The following is an 18,826-nucleotide window of genomic DNA, read 5'->3' on the forward strand; positions in this document are numbered from 1 at the left end:
GCGCCGTGGCGCCACGAAGGCTTGCCTCGCGCAGGCTCTCGGGCTAGCTCTCGCCCGCACGGGACAAAGCGGGGAGGTGCCACGATGCGGCCGGACGAAGACGACATCCTGGCGACGGCACATGAGATGGCAGAGGCGGCCCGGGCGGCCATCCTGCCCTATTTCCGCAGCCAGACCCTTTCCGAAGACAACAAGCTGGCCGGGGGCTATGACCCGGTGACCGAGGCCGACCGCGCCGCCGAACGGGCGATGCGCGCGGTACTGGCCGCGCGGCGCCCGCAGGACGCGATCCTGGGCGAGGAATACGGCGCCCAGGCGGGCGACAGCGGGCTGACCTGGGTGCTGGATCCGATCGACGGCACCCGCGCCTTCGTCAGTGGCACCCCCACCTGGGGCGTGCTGATCGCCGTCAACGACGGTGAGCGGGTTCTGATGGGCATGGTGGACCAACCCTATATCGGCGAACGCTTCTGGGGGGGCTGCGGCCCGGCGCAGATGACCGGCCCGCAGGGCGCCCGCCCCCTGGCCACCCGCGCCGAGACGCCGGGCGGTCTGGCCGGCGCGGTTCTCTTCACCACCTTCCCCGAGGTCGGCACCGCCACCGAAGGCGCGGCCTTCCGCGCCGTGGCCGAAAAGGTCAAGCTGACCCGCTACGGCATGGATTGCTACGCCTATGCCCTGCTGGCCACCGGCCAGGTGGACCTGGTGATCGAGGCCGGTCTGAACCCCTACGACATCCAGGGGCCCCTGGGCCTGATCGAGGCGGCGGGCGGCATCGTCACCGACTGGACCGGCGGCCCGGCCTTGCAGGGCGGGCGCGTGGTGGCGGCGGCCAACGGGGCGGTGCACCGTGCCGCGCTGGACATCCTGTCGGCCTTTGCGGAATAACGGCGCATGGATCGCAGCATTCTGATCCGCAACGCGGACCACATCCTGACCATGGACGACCGGCGGACAGAGCTGTTCGGCGCCGACATCCTGGTCTCGGGCGGCACGATCCGCGCCATCGGCCCCAAGCTCTCCCAGGAGGGCGCCGAGGTGATCGACGCCACGGGTTGCGTGGTGACCCCGGGGCTGGTGAACACCCATCACCACCTGTTCCAAAGCCTGACCCGCGCCGTGCCCGCCGCCCAGGATGCGCTGCTCTTCGGCTGGCTGACCTCGCTCTACCCGATCTGGGAACGCTTCGGCCCTGAAGAGATGCGCATCTCGGCCATGGTGGGCCTGGCGGAGCTGGCCCTGTCGGGCTGCACGCTGACCTCCGATCACCTCTACCTCTTCCCCAACGGGTCGCGGCTGGACGACACGATCGAGGCAGCGGCCGAGGTGGGCCTGCGCTTTCACCCCACGCGCGGCGCCATGTCCATCGGCGTCAGCCAGGGCGGTCTGCCCCCCGACAGCCTGGTCGAGGACGAGGCCGCGATCCTCGAAGACTGTATCCGCGTCATCGACCGCTTCCACGACCCGCGCGAAGGGTCGATGCTGCGCGTCGGCATCGCCCCCTGTTCGCCCTTCTCGGTTTCGCGCGAGTTGATGCGTGACGCCGCCCTGCTGGCGCGGGACAAGCGGGTGATGCTGCACACCCACCTGGCCGAGAATGACGAGGATATCGCCTATTCCGAGGCCCAGTTCGGCTGTCGCCCCGGCCAATATGCCGAGGATCTGGGCTGGACCGGCGCGGATGTCTGGCACGCCCATTGCGTGAAACTGGACGCCGCCGAGGTGTCGCTCTTTGCCCGCACCGGCACCGGCGTGGCCCATTGCCCCTGTTCCAACTGCCGGTTGGGATCGGGCATCGCGCCGGTGCGCGCCATGCGCGACGCGGGCGTCAAGGTGGGGCTGGGGGTCGACGGATCGGCCAGCAACGACAGCGGCAACCTGGTGGCCGAGGCGCGCCAGGCGATGCTGTTGCAGCGGGTCAGCCGCGGCGCCGATGCCATGAGCGCCCGCGAGGCGCTGGAGATCGCCACCCGCGGCGGCGCCGATGTGCTGGGCCGCCCCGACTGCGGCCGCCTGGCGCGGGGCAAACGCGCCGATATCGCCATCTGGGATGTCTCTGGCGTCGACTGCGCGGGCAGCTGGGATCCCGCCGCGCTGCTGCTGGCCGGGCCGATGCGGGTGAAGCACCTGCTGGTCGAGGGGCGGCAGCTGGTCCGCGACGGGCAGATGCCGCATCTGGACCTTGCCGCCCTGGCTGCACATCAGCGCCGCCTGGCGCAGGAGCTGATGGCATGAGCGCGGCGGCGCACCGATCGGGGCGCGCCCGGCTGGCCCTGCTGGCCTGTCTGGCGCTGATGGCCTGCCAGGGCGGCACGGCGCGCCAGGCGCCCCTGGCCCCGGTGGTGGCGCCGGTGGCGCTGACCGACAAGGGTCCGGCGCCGGTGGTGACCCGTGAACAGGGGGATCTGCTGGCGGCGATCAACTATGCCCGCCAAAGCCGGGGCCGCGCGGCGCTGACCGCCGATCCCCAGGCCCGCCTGGCGGCGGAACGCCATGCGCGCGACCTGCGCCATTCGGGCAGGCTCAGCCATCAGGGCTCGGACGGCAGCACGGTGGGGGAACGGGTCAGCCGCGAGGGGATCGCCTGGTGCCGGGTGGCCGAGAACCTGGCGCGCGGCCAGGATACGGCGGCGCTGGCGGTGGCGGGCTGGCTGGCCAGCCCCGGGCACCGGCGCAATCTGCTGGGCGACTACACCCGGCTGGGCATCGCCCGTAACGGCGACCTCTGGGTCGCGGTCTTCTACAAACCCTGCTGAGCGCCCCGGGGGCGGCTTGCCGCGCCCCGCCGAGGCGCGACGCGCAGGCCGCCGCGCCCGGTCGTCTTGATCAGCTCTTGCGGGCGCGGATCACCTGCATCAGCGGCAGAACCTGGCTCATGTCCGGCCCGTGGGTCATGCCGGTCACCGCCTTGCGCAGCGGCATGAAAAGGCCCCGGCCCTTGCGGCCCGTCGCCTCTTTCACCGCCTTGGTCCAGGCGCCCCAGGTGGTCTCGTCATGGGGGCCGTCGGGCAGCATCGCCATGGCCTCGGCGATGAAATCCTCATCCTCGGGGTCGATCAGCGGCTCGGCGCCGTCGCGGAACAGGGTCCACCAGCCGGGCAGATCCTTCAGCGTGGTGATATTGTCGCGCACCACCATCCAGAAGGCCTCGGCCTTGTCCTCGGGCACCCCGGCGGCGGCCACCGCCTCGGCCACATCCGCCAGCGGGCGGGCTTGCAGGATATGGGCGGTCAGCGGGAACAGATCCTTCTCGTCGAACTTCGTCGGTGCCGAGCCGAAGGTCGACAGATCGAACCCCTCGGCCAGCTCCTCGACCGAGCCTGCCACCTCGACCGGCTGCGACGAGCCCAGGCGCGCCATCAGCGACAGCAGGGCCATCGGCTCGACGCCCTGCGCCCGCAGGTCGCGGATCGACAGCACGCCCAGACGTTTCGACAGCGCCTCGCCCTGCGGGCCGGTCAGAAGCGAGTGGTGGGCGAAACTCGGAACCGTGCCGCCCAGGGCCTGGATGATCTGGATCTGGGTGGCAGTATTGGTCACATGGTCGGACCCGCGCACCACATGGGTCACGCCCATCTCGGTGTCATCAACCACCGAGGCGAGGGTATAGAGCATCTGCCCGTCGGCCCGGATCAGCACCGGGTCCGAAACCGAGGCGGCGTCGATCGAGATCTCGCCCAGGATGCCGTCCTCCCAGTTGATCCGCTGCTGGTCCAGCTTGAAGCGCCAGACGCCGGGCCCGCGCTCTTCGCGCAGCTTCGCCTTCTCGTCGTCCGACAGATCCAGGGCGGCGCGGTCATAGACCGGCGGCTTGCCCATGTTCAGCTGCTTCTTGCGCTTCAGGTCCAGCTCGGTGGGGGTCTCGAAGGCCTCGTAGAAGCGGCCCATGCCGCGCAGCTTTTCGGCGGCCTCCAGGTAACGCTCCATCCGCTTGGACTGGTATTCGATGCGGTCCCAGGTCAGGCCCAGCCAGTCCAGGTCTTCCATGATCCCGTCGATATATTCCTGCTTCGAGCGTTCCTGGTCGGTGTCGTCGATGCGCAGGATGAACTGGCCGCCGGCCTTGCGGGCGATCAGGAAGTTGAACAGCGCGGTGCGCAGGTTGCCGACGTGGATATAGCCGGTCGGGCTGGGGGCAAAACGGGTGGTGGTCATGGCGAACTCCTGTTGCGCGCCTCTAAGCACGGCCTGCGCCGATTGTCCAGAAAACGCACGGTCTCTGAGCCGGGCCGCCCCGCCGGGCGCCCCACTTTCGAAGCCGGACGCGTGGCCCCATCCACCCAAAACGCCCCGGCCGCCTCTCCACGTCACCCCTGCTCTTTCACCGGGCCGAAACTACTCCGGGGGAGCCGCAGGCGGGGGCAGAGCCCCCCTCCGCCGCCCGCCCAGGGCTCAGCGGGTGAAATCAAGGACCTCGCGCTCGGTCACGATCATGTCCAGCGGCTGATCGGTGGCCTCGCGCGGCAGGTTCTCGGCCTCCTGCGCGGCATAGGCAAAACCGATGGCCAGCGTGGGACGCAGGCCGCGCAGCTCTTCCAGGGTGCGGTCGTAGAAGCCGCCGCCATAGCCCAGGCGCGTGCCGCTGCGGTCGAAGGCCACCAGCGGCAGGATCAGGATCTCGGGGGTGATCCAGTCGTCCACCGCCGGGACGGCGGCGCCGAAGGGGCCCTCGCGCATCGCCATGCCCGGCTCCCAGCGGGAAAAGCGCAGCGGCAGCCCGTGATCCTCGATCACCGGCAGGCAGACCGGGCCATGGGCGGCGGCCTCTTCCATGGCGGCAAGCGGCGGGATCTCGGTGCGGATCGGCCAGTAGCCCGCCAGGGGCACCCCGCGATAGCCCGCCAGAACCGAGGAGAGCATCCCGGCGCGCCCCGGCCCGGCCTCGGCATGGGCGGCCTTGCGGCGGGCGAAGGCCGCCTTGCGGGCCGCCGACTTGGCTTCGGCCAGGGCGCTCATAGCAGCACCGTCCCGGCCAGGCCCAGGAAGGCGAAGAAGCCCACCACATCGGTCACCGTGGTGACGAAGGTGCCCGAGGCCAGCGCCGGGTCGATCTTCAGCCGGTCCAGCACCACCGGCACGGCGATGCCCGCCAGTCCCGCCACCACCAGGTTGATCACCATGGCCGCCGCGATCACCCCGCCCAGGGCCGGGCTGCCGAACCAGATCAGCCCGACGATGCCCATGACCACCGCAAAGGCCAGCCCGTTGACCAGCCCCACCAGGGTCTCACGCCGCAGCACCCGCCAGACGTTCGATCCGGTCAGGTCTTTCGTCGCAATGGCACGCACCGCCACGGTCAGGGCCTGGGTGCCCGCATTGCCCCCCATCGAGGCCACGATGGGCATCAGCACCGCCAGGGCCACGAACTGCGCGATGGTCTCTTCAAACAGCGAGATCACCAGAGAGGCGATGACCGCCGTGCCAAGGTTCACCGCCAGCCAGGGCAGGCGCTGTTTCACCGTCTCGGTCACCCGGTCGTTCAGCGAGCCCTCGCCGACACCGGCCAGGCGCAGGATGTCTTCCTCGTGTTCCTCGTCCATCACGATCATCGCATCGTCGATGGTGATCACGCCGACCAGCCGCTCGTCCTCGTCCACCACCGGGGCCGAGATCATGTGATACTGGTTGAAGGCATAGGCCACCTCGCCCTCGTCCTGCATCGCGGGGATGGTGCGGAAGCTGGGCTCGGTGATCTCGGACAGTTCGGTGCGCCGCGGCGAGGCCATCAGCTTGCCCAGGGTGACATGGGCCACCGGGCGCATCTTTGGGTCGACCAGGATGACGTGATAGAACTGCTCGGGCAGATCCTCGCGTTCGCGCATCATGTCGATGGCCTGGCCCACGGTCCAGAATTCGGGCACCGCCACCACCTCGCGCTGCATCAGGCGACCGGCGGATTCCTCGGGGTAGGACAGGGCCTGTTCGACGGCGTGGCGGTCGCTGTCTTCCAGCGCGTCCAGAACCGCCTCTTGCTGTTCCTCCTCCAGGTATTCGACCAGGTCGACCACGTCATCGGAATCCAGTTCCCGCACGGCTTCCTTCAGCACGTCCGGGGTCAGCAGCTGGATCACTTCCTCGCGGATGCTGTCATCCAGTTCCGACAGGATCTCGCCGTCGAATTCGCGGTCGTACAGCAGCACCAGCCGCCGCCGGTCATAGGCGTTCACCTGTTCCAGAAGGTCGGCGATGTCGGCCGCGTGCAGCGGCTCCATCAGCTCGACCAGCTTTTCGCGGTCGCCGGTGTCCACCGCAAAGAGGATGGCCGCGACATTGCGCCGGTCGAGGGTGTAGCCGTCCTGTTCCTCGGGCGGGTCCTGCGGCTCGGGAGAGAAATGCTCGGGGCCGGTTTCGGGGTCGATTTTCTGCTCGATCTCGGTCATCGCGGGCCCTCTTTGCTCTGGCTCTGACCATATGGGACGACGGGGGCGGGAAACAATGCCGGAGGTGCGTTTACGCGCCCCGGTGGCGGCGATACTCTGGGCGGCGGTCACCGCGATGGCGACCGGGGACACAGGCGGGACAGAAGGATGGGTGCCATGGCGGAAAAGCTGCTGCTGACGGGGCGGGTGATGGATTTCACCGGCGATCCCTTCAAGGCGCCCTGGGCCGATTGCGTCGAGGTCGAAGAGCACGGCGGGCTGCTGATCGAAGGCGGTACGATCACCGCGCGCGGGCCGGTCGATCCGCTGAAGGCAGCGCATCCGGATGCGCGGGTCATCGACTATGGCCAGGGCCTGATCCTGCCCGGCTTCGTCGACGCCCATGTGCATTTCCCGCAGACCGCGATGATCGCCAGCTGGGGCAAGCGGCTGATCGACTGGCTGAACAGCTATACCTTCCCCGAAGAGATGAAATTCGCCGATCCCGCCTATGCGGCCGAGATCGCGGCGCGCTATCTGGACCTGACCACGGCCCATGGCACCACCTCGATGGTCAGCTTCTGCACCATCCATCCCGAAAGCGTCGAGGCCTTCTTTGCCGAGGCCGAGAGGCGCGGTCAGCGGGTGGTGGCGGGCAAGACCTGCATGGACCGCAACGCCCCCGACGGGCTGCGCGACGACGCGCAAAGCGCCTATGACCAGTCCAAGGCCCTGCTGGAGGCCTGGCACGGCCGGGGGCGGATCTCCTACGCGATCACCCCGCGCTTCTCGCCCACCTCGACGCCCGAGCAGCTGGCGGCGCTTGGCGCGCTTTGGGCCGAGCATCCCGAGGTGCTGATGCAGACCCACCTCAGCGAGCAGACCGACGAGATCGCCTGGGTGCGCGGCCTCTACCCGCAGGCGCGCGATTACCTGGATACCTACGAGGCCTACGGCCTGCTGGGCCAGAACGGCCTTTACGGCCATTCCATCCACCTGGAGCCGCGCGAGATCGCCCGGCTCGATGAGCTGGGCGCGGCGGTGGTGCATTGCCCGACCTCGAATACCTTCATCGGCTCGGGCCTCTTCGACATGAAGGGGATCACCCAGACCAGGATCCGCGTGGGCCTGGCCACGGATACCGGCGGCGGGTCCGACTTCTCGATGCTGCGCACCATGGCCGCGGCCTATGAGGTGGGCCAGCTGCGCCACAACCCGCTGCACCCGGCGCAATTGCTGTGGCTGGCCACCGCCGGATCGGCGGGCGCCCTGGGGATGACCGACCGGATCGGCACCCTGGCGCCGGGCTCCGAGGCGGATGTGGTGGTGCTGGATCTTGCGTCCACGCCCGCCATCGCGCAGCGCGAGGCCCAGGCCGCGGACATCTGGGAGGCCGTCTTCCCCACCATCATGATGGGCGATGACCGCGCGGTGCAGGCGGTCTGGATCGGCGGGCGCCAGGCGCTCTGAGCGGCGCGATCCCCTGGCGCGCGGTGCCCGGGGCTTGGCTCGGCCCTTGGCGCGGGCGTCGTTTCTGTGGCAAAACCGCCCGAATGCCAGCAGCGACAGGGAGGCACCGCGGCCCGCATGGGATCCTTGGTTCATCAGATCTGGATCGGATCGGTCCTTGTCATCATCTCGGTGCTGATCTCGGCGGTGATCTTCGTCGCGCTGGAAGCGATGGTGGCGCGGGCGCACCGCTGGCTGATGCGCCCGCCGCACCGCCCGAAACTGGCGCTGGTGCTGGTCGGCACGGTGATCGGGGCGCTGGCGATGATCACCATCAGCGTCTGGATCTGGGCCCTGGCCTTCCTCTGGCTGGGGGTCTTCGACGGCATCGAGGAATCGCTTTATTTCGCCCTGGAAAGCTTCACCACCCTGGGGTTCGGTGACCTGCTGGCGCCGACCGAATGGCGCATCCTGGGGGGGATGACGGCGGTCAACGGGTTCCTCAACATCGGCATGATCTCGGCCATCGTGCTGGAGGTGATCCGCTATGTGCGCCGCAACCAGATGGCCACGCCGCTTTGAGGTGCCAGGGGGTAGGGGGCGCTGCCCCCGGCTCCGTGTCGGAGCCTCCCCCGGAGTATTTTCAGCCCGGTGAATGGGAATAGGGGCGCGGGAGGCGGGGGAGACGCTTCTGTTCATTCACCGGGCTGAAAATACTCCCGCCGGAGGCGGCCGCGGGCAGACAGGCGCGCGCGACCTAGTCCGAAAGGCGCGCCACCCGCAGCCGGGCCAGGTGCTGATCGACCAGCTGGCGGTCCTCGGGCGACAGGGCTTGCGCGCGCGGATAGCGGGGCGCGGCGCGATCATCCAGCACCGGCGTTGTGTCCCAGCCATCGGTGGTGTCGAAGAACCGCGCCACGCCCGGCTCGCCGAACTCGGTCCGGTAGCCCTGCACCACCACGTCGAGGTAGGACAGCAGGATCGCACGGGGCGCCGGGGCGGGCGGATGTTTCGCCGCCGGGATCGAGTAGATGGCAATCTCCACCGGGGCGCCGTCATGGGCGATATGGGGCGTGGCGGGCAGCCGGTCGTAGGCTGCTTCGCGCAGGTCCAGCGCCGCCCAGTCGGCCCCGGGCACGGGCGCGATCAGCCCCTCGATCTCGGTGCCCGCATGGGGCACTGCCGTCAGGATCGCCACCTCATGGGGGCCGGTATGCCGCCACAGCCGCCGCCACCCCTGCGCCCGGGCGGGCCGGGCGTCGCCGTAGACATGGGTGGCGCGGTTCACCAGGCTGCCGTAGCCGAAGAAATGCGGGTCTGCCGTCACTGTTTCTGCCTCCAATCGTTTCGCTTTGATGTAGGTCAAATACATCTTGCGCCGCTGCGGTCATATCTGACGCGGATGCGATACGCCGGCCGGGGGCCGTGCCGTGTCGCGATCACCCGAGGACGGGACGCCCCTGCGCGCCCCGGAACCCAGGCGAGAGGGCACGACATGCGGCTGACGAAACGCACCAATATCTCCATGCGGGTACTGATGTATTGCGCGGTGAACAAGGGTCGGCTGGTCACCAAGGCCGAGATTGCCGAGGCCTGTAACATTTCCGAAAACCACCTGGCACAGGTGATCAACCGTCTGGGCCAGCTGGGATTCCTGATGACCCAGCGGGGCCGTAACGGCGGCATGACCCTTGGCCAGCCCGCCACCGTGATCCGCGTGGGCGACGTGTTTCGCGCCGTGGAATCGCCGGTGCCGATCGCCGAATGCTTCGCCGACAGCGCCAATACCTGCCCGCTGGTCAATGTCTGCCGCCTGCGCGAGGCGATCGACCGTGCCACCCAGGCCTTCTATGCCTCGCTGGACGACGTCACCCTGGACGAACTGGTGTGCGAGAACCCCGGCCTGGCGGAATTGCTGAGCCCGGTGGCCTGTCCCGCCTGATTTTTCCCCACGTGGGTCCCCGTGCGCCCCGGACGGCGGAATGCGACCTTTGAAGAGGCTTGCGCGACCCGCATCTTTGGCTGTATCCGGGACGCGTCGGAACGGGAGAACTGGCCGCAAGGCCGGTGCCGAAGGAGCAACCGCCCCGGAAACTCTCAGGCTTCAGGACCGCCCGACATACAGACTCTGGAGAGAGGCCCGCAGGACGGGTCCGCCGAAGGGATAGCGATCTCAGGCAGAAGAACAGAGGGGGCATCAAGGCGCGGCAAGACCGTGCGATGATGCCCGGCGCATTGGCCCCGGGACCTGAGGGAGTAAGCCATGGGCCAGGACGGACCTGCCGAAGATTTGATCGACCTGCCGCTGGCGGGGCTGCACGCCGAGCTGGGCGGCAAGATGGTGCCCTTCGCGGGCTATTCCATGCCGGTGCAATATGCCGCCGGCGTGATGAAGGAACACCAGCACACCCGCGCCGCCGCGGGCCTGTTCGACGTCAGCCACATGGGGCAGGTGATCCTGCGGGGGGCGGCGCCCGAGACCCTGGCGCTGGCCTTCGAAAGCCTGACGCCTGCCGCCGTGCTGGGCCTGAAGGAAGGCCGCCAGCGCTATGGCCTGCTGACCAATGCGGCGGGCGGGATCCTGGATGACCTGATGTTCGCCAATCGTGGCGATCACCTGTTTGTCGTGGTCAACGCCGCCTGCAAGGGCGCCGACATCGCCCATATGCGCGCCAATCTGCCCGGCATCGAGGTGGAAGAGATCACCGACCGTTGTCTGCTGGCCCTGCAAGGCCCCGGCGCCGAGGCCGCCCTGGCGCGTCTGGCGCCCGAGGTGGCCCGGATGCGCTTCATGGACGTGGGCTATGTTACGCTGGAGGGGGCCGAGTGCTGGATCTCGCGCTCGGGCTATACCGGCGAGGACGGGTTCGAGATCTCGATTCCCAACGAGGCCGCCGAGAGCGTGGCGCGTGCCCTGCTGGCCGATGAGACCGTGCTGCCCATCGGGCTGGGCGCCCGTGACAGCCTGCGGCTGGAGGCGGGGCTCTGCCTTTACGGCCATGATATCGACACCACCACGACCCCGGTCGAGGCCGCCCTGACCTGGTCGATCCAGAAGGTGCGCCGTGCGGGCGGCGACCGCGCCGGGGGCTTCCCCGGGGCCGAGCGCATCCTGGCCGAGCTGGAAAGCGGCCCGGCCCGCCTGCGCGTCGGCCTGCGCCCGGAGGGCCGCGCGCCGATGCGCGAGGGCGTGACGCTGCACCAGGACGGCGCCGAGGTGGGCCGGATCACCTCGGGCGCCTTCGGCCCCACGGTGGCAGGCCCCGTCGCCATGGGCTATGTGCCCGCCCCGCTGGCCACCCCCGGCACCGCGCTGACGGGGGCGTTGCGCGGCAAGATGCTGCCCGTCAGCACCGCCGCGCTGCCCTTCCTGCCCGCCAATTTCAAACGCTGACCCATCACAGAACAGACCGGCGCGCATCGCGTCCGGCCCAAAGATCCCAGGGAGACCATGGACATGAAATTCACCGAAGAACACGAATGGCTGCGCCCCGAAGACGACCTGGTGGTCGTGGGCATCACCGAACATGCCGCCGAACAGCTGGGCGACATCGTCTTCATCGAGCTGCCCGAGGTGGGCGCCCAGGTGAACAAGGACGACGAGGTAGTGGTGATCGAAAGCGTCAAGGCTGCCTCCGACATCCTGGCGCCGATCGACGGCGAGATCACCGAGGTCAACGAGGCCCTGGTCGAGGATCCGGGCAAGGTGAACGAGGACCCGACCGGCGACGCCTGGTTCTTCAAGATCAAGCCCGCCGATCCGAGCCAGATGGACGAATACATGAGCGAAGCCGCCTACATGAAATACGTCGGCTGATCCTGACCTGATCGACCCGGACCCGGCCAGCCAGGGCCGGGTCCCTTCTCCCCGCAATGGCCCCGGGTTTCCGGGGCGCCCCCCGATGCCCCGCCGGGCACCGGCCCGTTTCCTGCATCCTGCCCAAGGGATGCCCCAGCCCGCCCGCAAAGGAGCCGCAGATGCCCTTCACGCCCACCGATTACCGCCCCTATGATTTCGCCAACCGCCGCCATATCGGCCCCTCGCCCGCCGAGATGGCCGAGATGCTGACGGTGATCGGCGCCGACAGCCTTGATGCGCTGATCGACGAGACCGTGCCCAAAGGGATCCGCCAGGACGATCCGCTGGACTTCGGCCCGGCCCTGTCCGAGGCGGATCTGCTGAAGTTCCTGCGCGGGGTGGCCGGAAAGAACCAGGTCTTCACCTCGCTGATCGGCCAGGGCTACGCCGATACGATCACGCCGCCCGCGATCAAGCGCAACATCCTGGAAAACCCCGCCTGGTACACCGCCTATACCCCCTATCAGCCCGAGATCAGCCAGGGCCGGCTTGAGGCGCTGCTGAACTATCAGACCATGGTCAGCGACCTGACCGGGCTCGACATCGCCAATGCCTCCCTGCTGGACGAGGCGACGGCGGCGGCCGAGGCCATGACCATGGCGCAGCGGGTGGCCAAGTCGAAGGCCGGGGCCTTCTTCGTGGATGAGAACTGCCATCCGCAGAACATCGACGTGATCCGCACCCGCGCCGAACCCCTGGGGATCGAGGTGATCGTCGGCGCCCCCGAGGATCTGGACGCCACCCGCGTCTTCGGCGCCGTCTTCCAGTATCCCGGCACCCATGGCGGGCTGACCGACTTCACTCCCCAGATGGAGGCGCTGCACGCCGCCAAGGCCGTGGGCATCGTCATTGCCGACATTATGGCGCTGTGCCTGCTGAAGGAACCGGGCGCCATGGGCGCCGATATCGCCGTTGGCAGCACGCAGCGCTTCGGCGTGCCCCTGGGCTATGGCGGCCCGCACGCCGCCTATATGGCCTGCCGCGACGCCTACAAACGCTCGATGCCGGGGCGGATCGTGGGGGTGTCCATCGACGCCCGCGGCAACCGCGCCTACCGGCTGGCGCTGCAAACCCGCGAACAGCATATCCGGCGCGAAAAGGCCACCTCGAACGTCTGCACGGCGCAGGCGCTCTTGGCGGTCATGGCCTCGATGTATGCGGTGTTCCACGGGCCCCAGGGCCTGAAGGGCATCGCGCAGCGCATCCACCGCAAGGCGGTGCGCCTGGCCAAGGGCTTTGAAGAGGCCGGGTTCCAGGTCGGCCCCGAGGCCTTCTTCGACACGATCCATGTCGAGGTGGGCGCCCTGCAAGCGGCGGTGCTGAAATCGGCCCGGGACGAGGGGCTGAACCTGCGCGCCGTGGGCGCCACCAAGGTGGGGATCGCCCTGGACGAATGCACCCGCCCGGCCACCATCGAGGCCGTCTGGCGCGCCTTCGGGATCGAACGGACGGACGCGGTGGAACCCTATGAATACCGCATCCCCGACGCCCTGGCGCGTGAGACCGCCTATCTCGACCACCCGATCTTCCACATGAACCGGGCCGAGACCGAGATGACCCGCTACATGCGCCGCCTGGCCGACCGCGACCTGGCGCTGGACCGGGCGATGATCCCGCTGGGGTCGTGCACGATGAAGCTGAACGCCGCCGTGGAGATGGAGCCGATCTCCTGGCCCGAGTTCGCCGCCCTGCACCCCTTCGCCCCGACCGAGCAGGCGGCGGGCTATGCCCAGCTCTTCGGCGATCTGTCGGCCAAGCTCTGCGACATCACCGGCTATGCGGCCTTCTCGATGCAGCCCAATTCGGGGGCGCAGGGGGAATATGCCGGGCTGCTGACCATCCGCCGCTATCACGCGGCGCGTGGCGAGGGGCACCGCAATATCTGCCTGATCCCCACCTCGGCCCATGGCACCAACCCGGCCTCGGCCCATATGGCGGGCTGGCAGGTGGTGCCGGTGAAGGCGCGGGAAAACGGCGATATCGACCTGGGCGATTTCCTGGAAAAGGCGCAGAAATATGCCGCCGATCTGGCCGCCTGCATGATCACCTATCCCTCGACCCATGGGGTCTTCGAGGAGACTGTGCGCGAGGTCTGCAAGATCACCCATGAGAACGGTGGCCAGGTCTATATCGACGGCGCAAACATGAATGCCATGGTGGGCCTGTCGCGCCCCGGCGATCTGGGCGGCGACGTCAGCCACCTGAACCTGCACAAGACCTTCTGCATCCCCCACGGCGGCGGCGGCCCCGGCATGGGCCCCATCGGGGTGGCGGCGCATCTGGTCGAACATCTGCCGGGGCATGTGGCCACGGGCGGCAGCGGGGCGGTCTCGGCCGCGCCCTACGGCTCGCCCTCGATCCTGCCGATCTCCTGGGCCTATTGCCTGCTGATGGGGGGTGCCGGTCTGACCCAGGCCACCAAGGTGGCGATCCTGAACGCGAACTATATCGCGGCGCGGCTGAAGGGGGCCTATGAGGTGCTCTACAAGGGCCCGCGCGGCCAGGTGGCCCATGAATGCATCCTCGACACCCGCCCCTTCGAGAAGAGCGCGGGGGTGACCGTGGATGACATCGCCAAGCGGCTGGTCGACTGCGGCTTCCACGCGCCCACCATGTCCTTCCCGATTCCCGGCACGCTGATGGTGGAGCCCACCGAAAGCGAGACCCGGGCCGAGCTGGACCGCTTCTGCGACGCCATGCTGGCGATCCGCGCCGAGATCGCGGCGATCGAGGCAGGCGCGGTGGCGCCCGACGCCAGCCCGCTGAAGTTCGCGCCGCATACGGTCGAGGATCTGGTGGGCGACTGGGACCGTGCCTATGGCCGCGAACAGGGTTGCTTCCCCCCCGGTGCCTTCCGGGTCGACAAGTACTGGCCGCCGGTCAACCGTGTGGACAATGCCTGGGGCGACCGCAACCTGACCTGTACCTGCCCGCCCATGTCGGACTATGCCGAGGCGGCGGAATAGCAGGCCCGCCGGGCAGGGGGCTCTGCCCCCGTCTCCGTTGGAGACTCCCCCGGAGTATTTCTGGCCATCGAATGGAAGAAGGACTCTCTTTTTTCCCATTCGATGGCTGAAAATACTCTGGGGGGAGGCCCGGAAGGGCCGGGGGGCGAAGCCCCCTAGTCCCGCGCCCGCAGCACCTGCGCCGGGCGGGCCGAGAGCGGCCGCCAGGCGAAGAGAAGCCCTGCGGCGAGGTTCAGCGCCAGCCCGCCCAGCACCACCGCCAGGGCATTGGGCCAGATCACCCGGAAGGACGTCTCCAGCACGAAATGGCTGATCGCCCAGGCGCCCAGGAGGCCGGTCAGCAGGGCCACCAGCCCGGCGCCCGCGCCCAGAAGCGCCGCGCGCAGGGCAAAGCTGCCCAGGATCCGCGCGCGCGAGGCGCCCAGGGTCCTCAGCAGCGCCGCCTCGTAGCGCCGCGCCCGTTCCCCCGACAGCGCCGCGCCGATCAGCACCAGGAACCCCGTCACCAGCGTCGCCCCCGCCCCCCAGGAGGTGGCGGCGGCTATCGAGCCCATCAGGTCGCTGACCAGGGCGATGGCATCGCGCACCGAGATGGCCGTAACACTGGGGAAATCGCGGCCCAGGTCGCGCAGGATCGCCGCCTCGGCCTCTGGCGCGGCATAGATCGTGGCGATCCAGCTGTGCGGGGCGCCCGCCAGCGCCGCCTGGTTCATCACCAGGATGAAGCCCATCCCGGCGGTCGAGAAATCGACGGCGCGGAACGAGGTGATCTCGGCCTCGATATCACGGCCCAGCACGTTGACGGTCAGCCGGTCGCCCAGGTTCAACCCCATCTCGGCCCCTTCCTCGGCAGAGACCGAGACCTGGGGCGGGCCGGTGTAGCCCTCGCCCCACCAGTTCCCGGCGGTGATCGTGGTATTCTCGGGCAGGGCATCGGCATAGCTGACGCCGCGGTCGCCGTTCAGCACCCAGTGCTCGCCCGCCACCTCTGTGGCCGGTTGGCCGTTGATCTGGGTGATCACCCCGCGCAGCATCGGCGCCCGGTCGACGCGGCTGACCGCCGGGTCATTGGTGACCCGGTCAAGGAAGGCCTCAAGCTGCCCCGGCTGGATGTCGACGGCGAAGAAAGAGGGCGCGCGGGTCGGCAGTTCCTCGGCGATGGCGGCGCGCAGGTTGCCGTCGATCTGGCCCACCGAGGCCAGCACCGACAGGCCGAGGCCCAGCGACAGCACCACGGGCAGGGCCTCTGTTCCCGGCCCGGCGATGGCGGCGGCGGCCCAGCGAAGCGCTGGGCGGCCGCGCGCGGCGCGGGTCAGGGGCCGCGCGGCCCGGCGCAGCAGGGCGGCGGCGCCCGCCAGCAGCACCAGCGCCAGGGCGATCCCCGCGAAGGTCCAGAGCGTCAGTTCCGCCGCCCCCGAAAGCCAGGCGGCGCTGCCCACCAGACCCGCCAGCAGCAGCGCCAGCACCAGAAGATAGGGCAGGCGCGGCCAGACCCGGCCCCCCTGCGGGTCGCGGAACAGCTGCGCCGCGCGCAGCTCGTCCAGGCGGGCCAGGGGCCAGAGGGTGAAGATCAGCGCGGTCAGCGCACCATAAAGTGCGGCCTCGGCCAGCGGGCCGGGGTAGAGGCCGAAATCGGCCGGGATCGGCAGTATCCCCGCCAGGGTCGGCGCCAGCAGCAGCGGCAGCGCCGCGCCCAGGATCAGGCCCAGAGCGATCCCCAGGGCGGCCAGGGCGCCGATTTGCAGGAAATAGGTCAGGAAGATCACCCGCCGCGTCGCCCCCAGGGTCTTCAGCGTGGCGATGATGCGGACCTTGCCCGCCAGATAGGCGCGCACGGCGGCCGAGACCCCGACGCCGCCCACGGCCAGCCCGGCCAGGCCGACCAGCACCAGAAAGGCCGCCAGCCGCTCGACAAAGGCCGAGATCCCCGGTGCGCCGTTGCGCGCGTCGCGCCAGCGCGCGCCGCTGGTGGCGAACCGCGCCTCGGTGGCGGTCTCTAGCGCGTCCAGATCCGTGCCGGGGGGCAGGGTCAGGCGGATGCGGCTGTCAAACAGGGTGCCGGGGGCCAGCAGCGCGCTGCCCTCCAGCGCGGCGCGGGCCACCAGGCTGCGCGGCCCGAGGGAGAAGCCGGAGGCATTGGCGTCAGGCTCTGCCACCAGCGCGGCCATCAGGGTGAAGGGCAGGCCGCCGATCTCGACCGGGTCGCCCAGCGACAGATCCAGCCGGGCGATCAGCGCGGGCGCCATGACCACGCCGGGGCGCTCGCCGTCGCCTGCCAGGGCCTGGGCCAGGGGCAGGGCGGGGTCCAGCGCCACCTGGCCCGTCAGCGGATAGGCGTCATCGACGGCCTTCACCTGGGTCAGCGCCCGCGCGCCCGCCTCTGCCGTTGTGGCCATCGAGCGGAAGTCGGCGATTTCCGACAGGGCGGTGCTGCGTTCGGCCAGCCAGGCGCGCTCCTCGGCATCGGCGAAACGGTAGGTCAGCGAGACCTCGGCGTCGCCGCCCAGCATCTCGGCCCCCTGTTCCGACAGGCCGCTTTCGATCGCCTGGCGGACCGATCCGACGGCGGCGATGGCCGCCACGCCCAGGGCCAGGCAGGCGATCAGGATACGGAAACCGGCCAGGCCGCCGCGCAGCTCACGCGCCGCCAGGCGCAGGGCCTGGCGGGCCTCCCGGGTAGCCGCGTTCATGCCGGGGTGCCTGCGGGCGTGGCCAGCCGCCCGTCGCGCAGCGGCACCACCCGGTCACAGCGGGCGGCAAGGTCGGGGGCATGGGTGACCATCACCAGGGTCGCCCCGTGGCGGTCGCGCAGGCCAAAGAGCAGGTCCATGATGGCGGCGCCGGTGCTTTCGTCCAGATTGCCCGTGGGTTCATCCGCCAGCAGGATCTCGGGGCGCGGCGCGGCGGCGCGGGCCAGGGCCACGCGCTGCTGCTCGCCGCCCGACATCTGGCTGGGATAGTGATCGGCGCGATGCGCCAGGCCGACCTGGGCCAGTTCCTCGGCCGCGCGCGCGAAGGCGTCCGGCTGGCCTGCCAGTTCCAGCGGCGTGGCGACATTTTCCAGCGCCGTCATGGTGGGGATCAGGTGGAAGCTTTGAAAGACCACCCCCATATGTTCCCTGCGGACCCGCGCCAGGGCATCTTCGGAAAGGCCGGTCAGGTCTTGCCCCAGAACCGACACCCGGCCCGCGCTGGCCCGTTCCAGCCCGCCCATAAGCATGAGGAGCGACGATTTGCCCGACCCCGAAGGCCCGATGAGCCCCAGCGTTTCCCCCCGCGCCACCTCCAGGTCGATGTCGCGCAGGATGGCGACCGGCCCGGCATTGCCGTCCAGGGTTAGGGCAGCGCCGGAAAGCGCGATCACGGGGTCGGTTTGGGGCATGGTCTGGCGGTCCTGTCTGGCGGGGCTGCGGCGCTTCTCTCGATATGGGCGCGGCGCGGGGCTGGGCAAGGGACGCCGCGCATTCGCTCGATATTCCGCCCTCGCCGCCCTGGCGCTGCTGCCTGCATTGGCAGGGGCGGGCCGGGCGGCAGAGGCCGAGGGGCGGGTAGAGCTGCTGGCCTTCGGTGACAGCCTGACCCAGGGCTATGGCCTGCCCCAGGGCCAGGGGCTGGTGCCGCAGCTGGAGGGCTGGCTGACGGCGCAGGGCCGGGCGGTGACGGTGATCAACGGCGGCGTCTCGGGCGACACCACGGCGGGCGGGCTGTCGCGCATCGCCTGGTCGCTGACGCCCGAGGTGGACGCGGTGCTGGTGATCCTGGGCGGCAACGACCTGCTGCGCGGCCTGGCTCCCGAAGAGACGCGCGCCAACCTCGACGGCATCCTGGCCGAGATCACGGCGCGCGACCTGCCGGTGATGCTGGTGGGGATGCAGGCGCCGGGCAACTACGGCGCCGCCTACCAACAGGCCTTCGACGCGCTCTACCCCGAGCTGGCCGAGACCTACGGCGCGGTCTTCGCCCCCTCTTTCCTGGCGCCCCTGATGGGCGATCCCTCGGCCCCCGACCCGGCGGCGGCCCGCGCCTTCCTCCAGGCCGACGGCATCCATCCCAATGGCGAGGGCGTGGCGCGGATCGTGGCCACCCTGGGCCCCCAGGTCGAAACGCTGCTCGACCGCGCAACCACGCCCTGAGACCCGGGGCACCAACCCCGGGACCGGCGCGCCCCGCCCCTCTCTTCTCGTTTGCCAGAA

Annotated in this window: 16 protein-coding genes and 2 riboswitches; of the genes, 10 read left to right on the forward strand and 6 right to left on the reverse strand. The window is 69.8% G+C overall.

The genetic code is table 11. The features are described from left to right. The first annotated feature begins 84 nt into the window (after nt 1–84). The 3 genes from hisN to ACRARE_RS10710 are packed head-to-tail and all read left to right on the forward strand — an operon-like array spanning nt 85 to nt 2,756. Complete coding sequence (gene hisN / locus ACRARE_RS10700) at nt 85–888, forward strand: histidinol-phosphatase (protein WP_432656423.1); 804 nt, start codon at nt 85–87, stop codon at nt 886–888. A 6-nt stretch (nt 889–894) separates the two neighbouring features. Beyond that, the gene (locus ACRARE_RS10705) at nt 895–2,235 is read left to right on the forward strand and encodes an 8-oxoguanine deaminase (protein WP_432656424.1); all 1,341 of its coding nucleotides are present in this window, start codon (nt 895–897) and stop codon (nt 2,233–2,235) included. After that, nucleotides 2,232–2,756, forward strand: a complete 525-nt coding sequence (locus ACRARE_RS10710) for a CAP domain-containing protein (RefSeq protein ID WP_432656425.1) — start codon at nt 2,232–2,234, stop codon at nt 2,754–2,756. The genes ACRARE_RS10705 and ACRARE_RS10710 overlap by 4 nt, the downstream gene beginning before the upstream one ends. Before the next feature lie 70 nt (nt 2,757–2,826). Here the strand turns inward: ACRARE_RS10710 and gltX are convergent, their stop codons facing one another. The 3 genes from gltX to mgtE form a co-directional block, all read right to left on the reverse strand. Next, nucleotides 2,827–4,155, reverse strand: coding sequence for a glutamate--tRNA ligase (gltX, locus tag ACRARE_RS10715; protein WP_432656426.1), 1,329 nt, complete (start codon nt 4,153–4,155; stop codon nt 2,827–2,829). A 237-nt stretch (nt 4,156–4,392) separates the two neighbouring features. Further along, nucleotides 4,393–4,956 carry a 5-formyltetrahydrofolate cyclo-ligase gene (locus tag ACRARE_RS10720; protein ID WP_432656427.1) on the reverse strand — a complete coding sequence of 188 codons (564 nt, stop codon included), beginning with the start codon at nt 4,954–4,956 and terminating at the stop codon, nt 4,393–4,395. Beyond that, a complete protein-coding gene (gene mgtE / locus ACRARE_RS10725) occupies nt 4,953–6,380 on the reverse strand; it encodes a magnesium transporter (protein ID WP_432656428.1) in 1,428 nt (475 codons plus the stop codon). The genes ACRARE_RS10720 and mgtE overlap by 4 nt, the downstream gene beginning before the upstream one ends. 156 nt (nt 6,381–6,536) lie before the next feature. On the opposite strand from mgtE, the gene guaD reads away from it, so the two are divergent. Together guaD and ACRARE_RS10735 are read left to right on the forward strand one after the other, a co-directional pair. Then, a complete protein-coding gene (gene guaD, locus ACRARE_RS10730) occupies nt 6,537–7,829 on the forward strand; it encodes a guanine deaminase (RefSeq protein WP_432656429.1) in 1,293 nt (430 codons plus the stop codon). A gap of 117 nt (nt 7,830–7,946) precedes the next feature. Beyond that, entirely contained in the window at nt 7,947–8,390 is a 444-nt protein-coding gene (locus tag ACRARE_RS10735; protein WP_432656430.1) for an ion channel, read from the forward strand. Nucleotides 8,391–8,565: 175 nt separating this feature from the next. On the opposite strand, the gene ACRARE_RS10740 is transcribed toward ACRARE_RS10735, so the two are convergent. Further along, entirely contained in the window at nt 8,566–9,150 is a 585-nt protein-coding gene (locus tag ACRARE_RS10740) for a gamma-glutamylcyclotransferase family protein (protein ID WP_432656431.1), read from the reverse strand. Between the two features lie 153 nt (nt 9,151–9,303). Between ACRARE_RS10740 and ACRARE_RS10745 the strand changes: the two genes are divergently transcribed. The 4 genes from ACRARE_RS10745 (at nt 9,304) to gcvP (ending at nt 14,633) form a co-directional block, all read left to right on the forward strand. Continuing rightward, nucleotides 9,304–9,750 (forward strand): RrF2 family transcriptional regulator, encoded by a 447-nt coding sequence (locus ACRARE_RS10745; RefSeq protein WP_432656432.1) that lies wholly within the window; start codon nt 9,304–9,306, stop codon nt 9,748–9,750. 91 nt (nt 9,751–9,841) lie between these two features. Then, nucleotides 9,842–9,931, forward strand: a riboswitch (glycine riboswitch). A 3-nt stretch (nt 9,932–9,934) separates the two neighbouring features. Then, nucleotides 9,935–9,999: riboswitch (glycine riboswitch) on the forward strand. A gap of 72 nt (nt 10,000–10,071) precedes the next feature. After that, on the forward strand, nt 10,072–11,202 hold the full coding sequence (gene gcvT, locus ACRARE_RS10750) for a glycine cleavage system aminomethyltransferase GcvT (RefSeq protein WP_432656433.1): 1,131 nt from the start codon (nt 10,072–10,074) through the stop codon (nt 11,200–11,202). Nucleotides 11,203–11,265: 63 nt separating this feature from the next. Further along, entirely contained in the window at nt 11,266–11,625 is a 360-nt protein-coding gene (gene gcvH / locus ACRARE_RS10755; protein ID WP_432656434.1) for a glycine cleavage system protein GcvH, read from the forward strand. Between the two features lie 161 nt (nt 11,626–11,786). Beyond that, complete coding sequence (gene gcvP, locus ACRARE_RS10760) at nt 11,787–14,633, forward strand: aminomethyl-transferring glycine dehydrogenase (protein ID WP_432656435.1); 2,847 nt, start codon at nt 11,787–11,789, stop codon at nt 14,631–14,633. A 155-nt stretch (nt 14,634–14,788) separates the two neighbouring features. On the opposite strand, the gene ACRARE_RS10765 is transcribed toward gcvP, so the two are convergent. Both ACRARE_RS10765 and ACRARE_RS10770 read right to left on the reverse strand, forming a co-directional pair. Further along, nucleotides 14,789–17,323: an ABC transporter permease gene (locus tag ACRARE_RS10765; RefSeq protein WP_432656436.1), complete on the reverse strand. Its 2,535-nt coding sequence runs from the start codon at nt 17,321–17,323 to the stop codon at nt 14,789–14,791. Further along, nucleotides 17,320–18,015: an ABC transporter ATP-binding protein gene (locus tag ACRARE_RS10770; protein ID WP_432656437.1), complete on the reverse strand. Its 696-nt coding sequence runs from the start codon at nt 18,013–18,015 to the stop codon at nt 17,320–17,322. The genes ACRARE_RS10765 and ACRARE_RS10770 overlap by 4 nt, the downstream gene beginning before the upstream one ends. On the opposite strand from ACRARE_RS10770, the gene ACRARE_RS10775 reads away from it, so the two are divergent. Continuing rightward, the gene (locus tag ACRARE_RS10775; protein ID WP_432656438.1) at nt 18,014–18,766 is read left to right on the forward strand and encodes an arylesterase; all 753 of its coding nucleotides are present in this window, start codon (nt 18,014–18,016) and stop codon (nt 18,764–18,766) included. The genes ACRARE_RS10770 and ACRARE_RS10775 overlap by 2 nt on opposite strands. The last annotated feature ends 60 nt before the right edge of the window (nt 18,767–18,826 follow it).

Source organism: Pseudooceanicola aquaeponti (assembly GCF_050897975.1).
In the GTDB taxonomy this organism is placed as follows: Bacteria; Pseudomonadota; Alphaproteobacteria; order Rhodobacterales; family Rhodobacteraceae; genus Pseudooceanicola.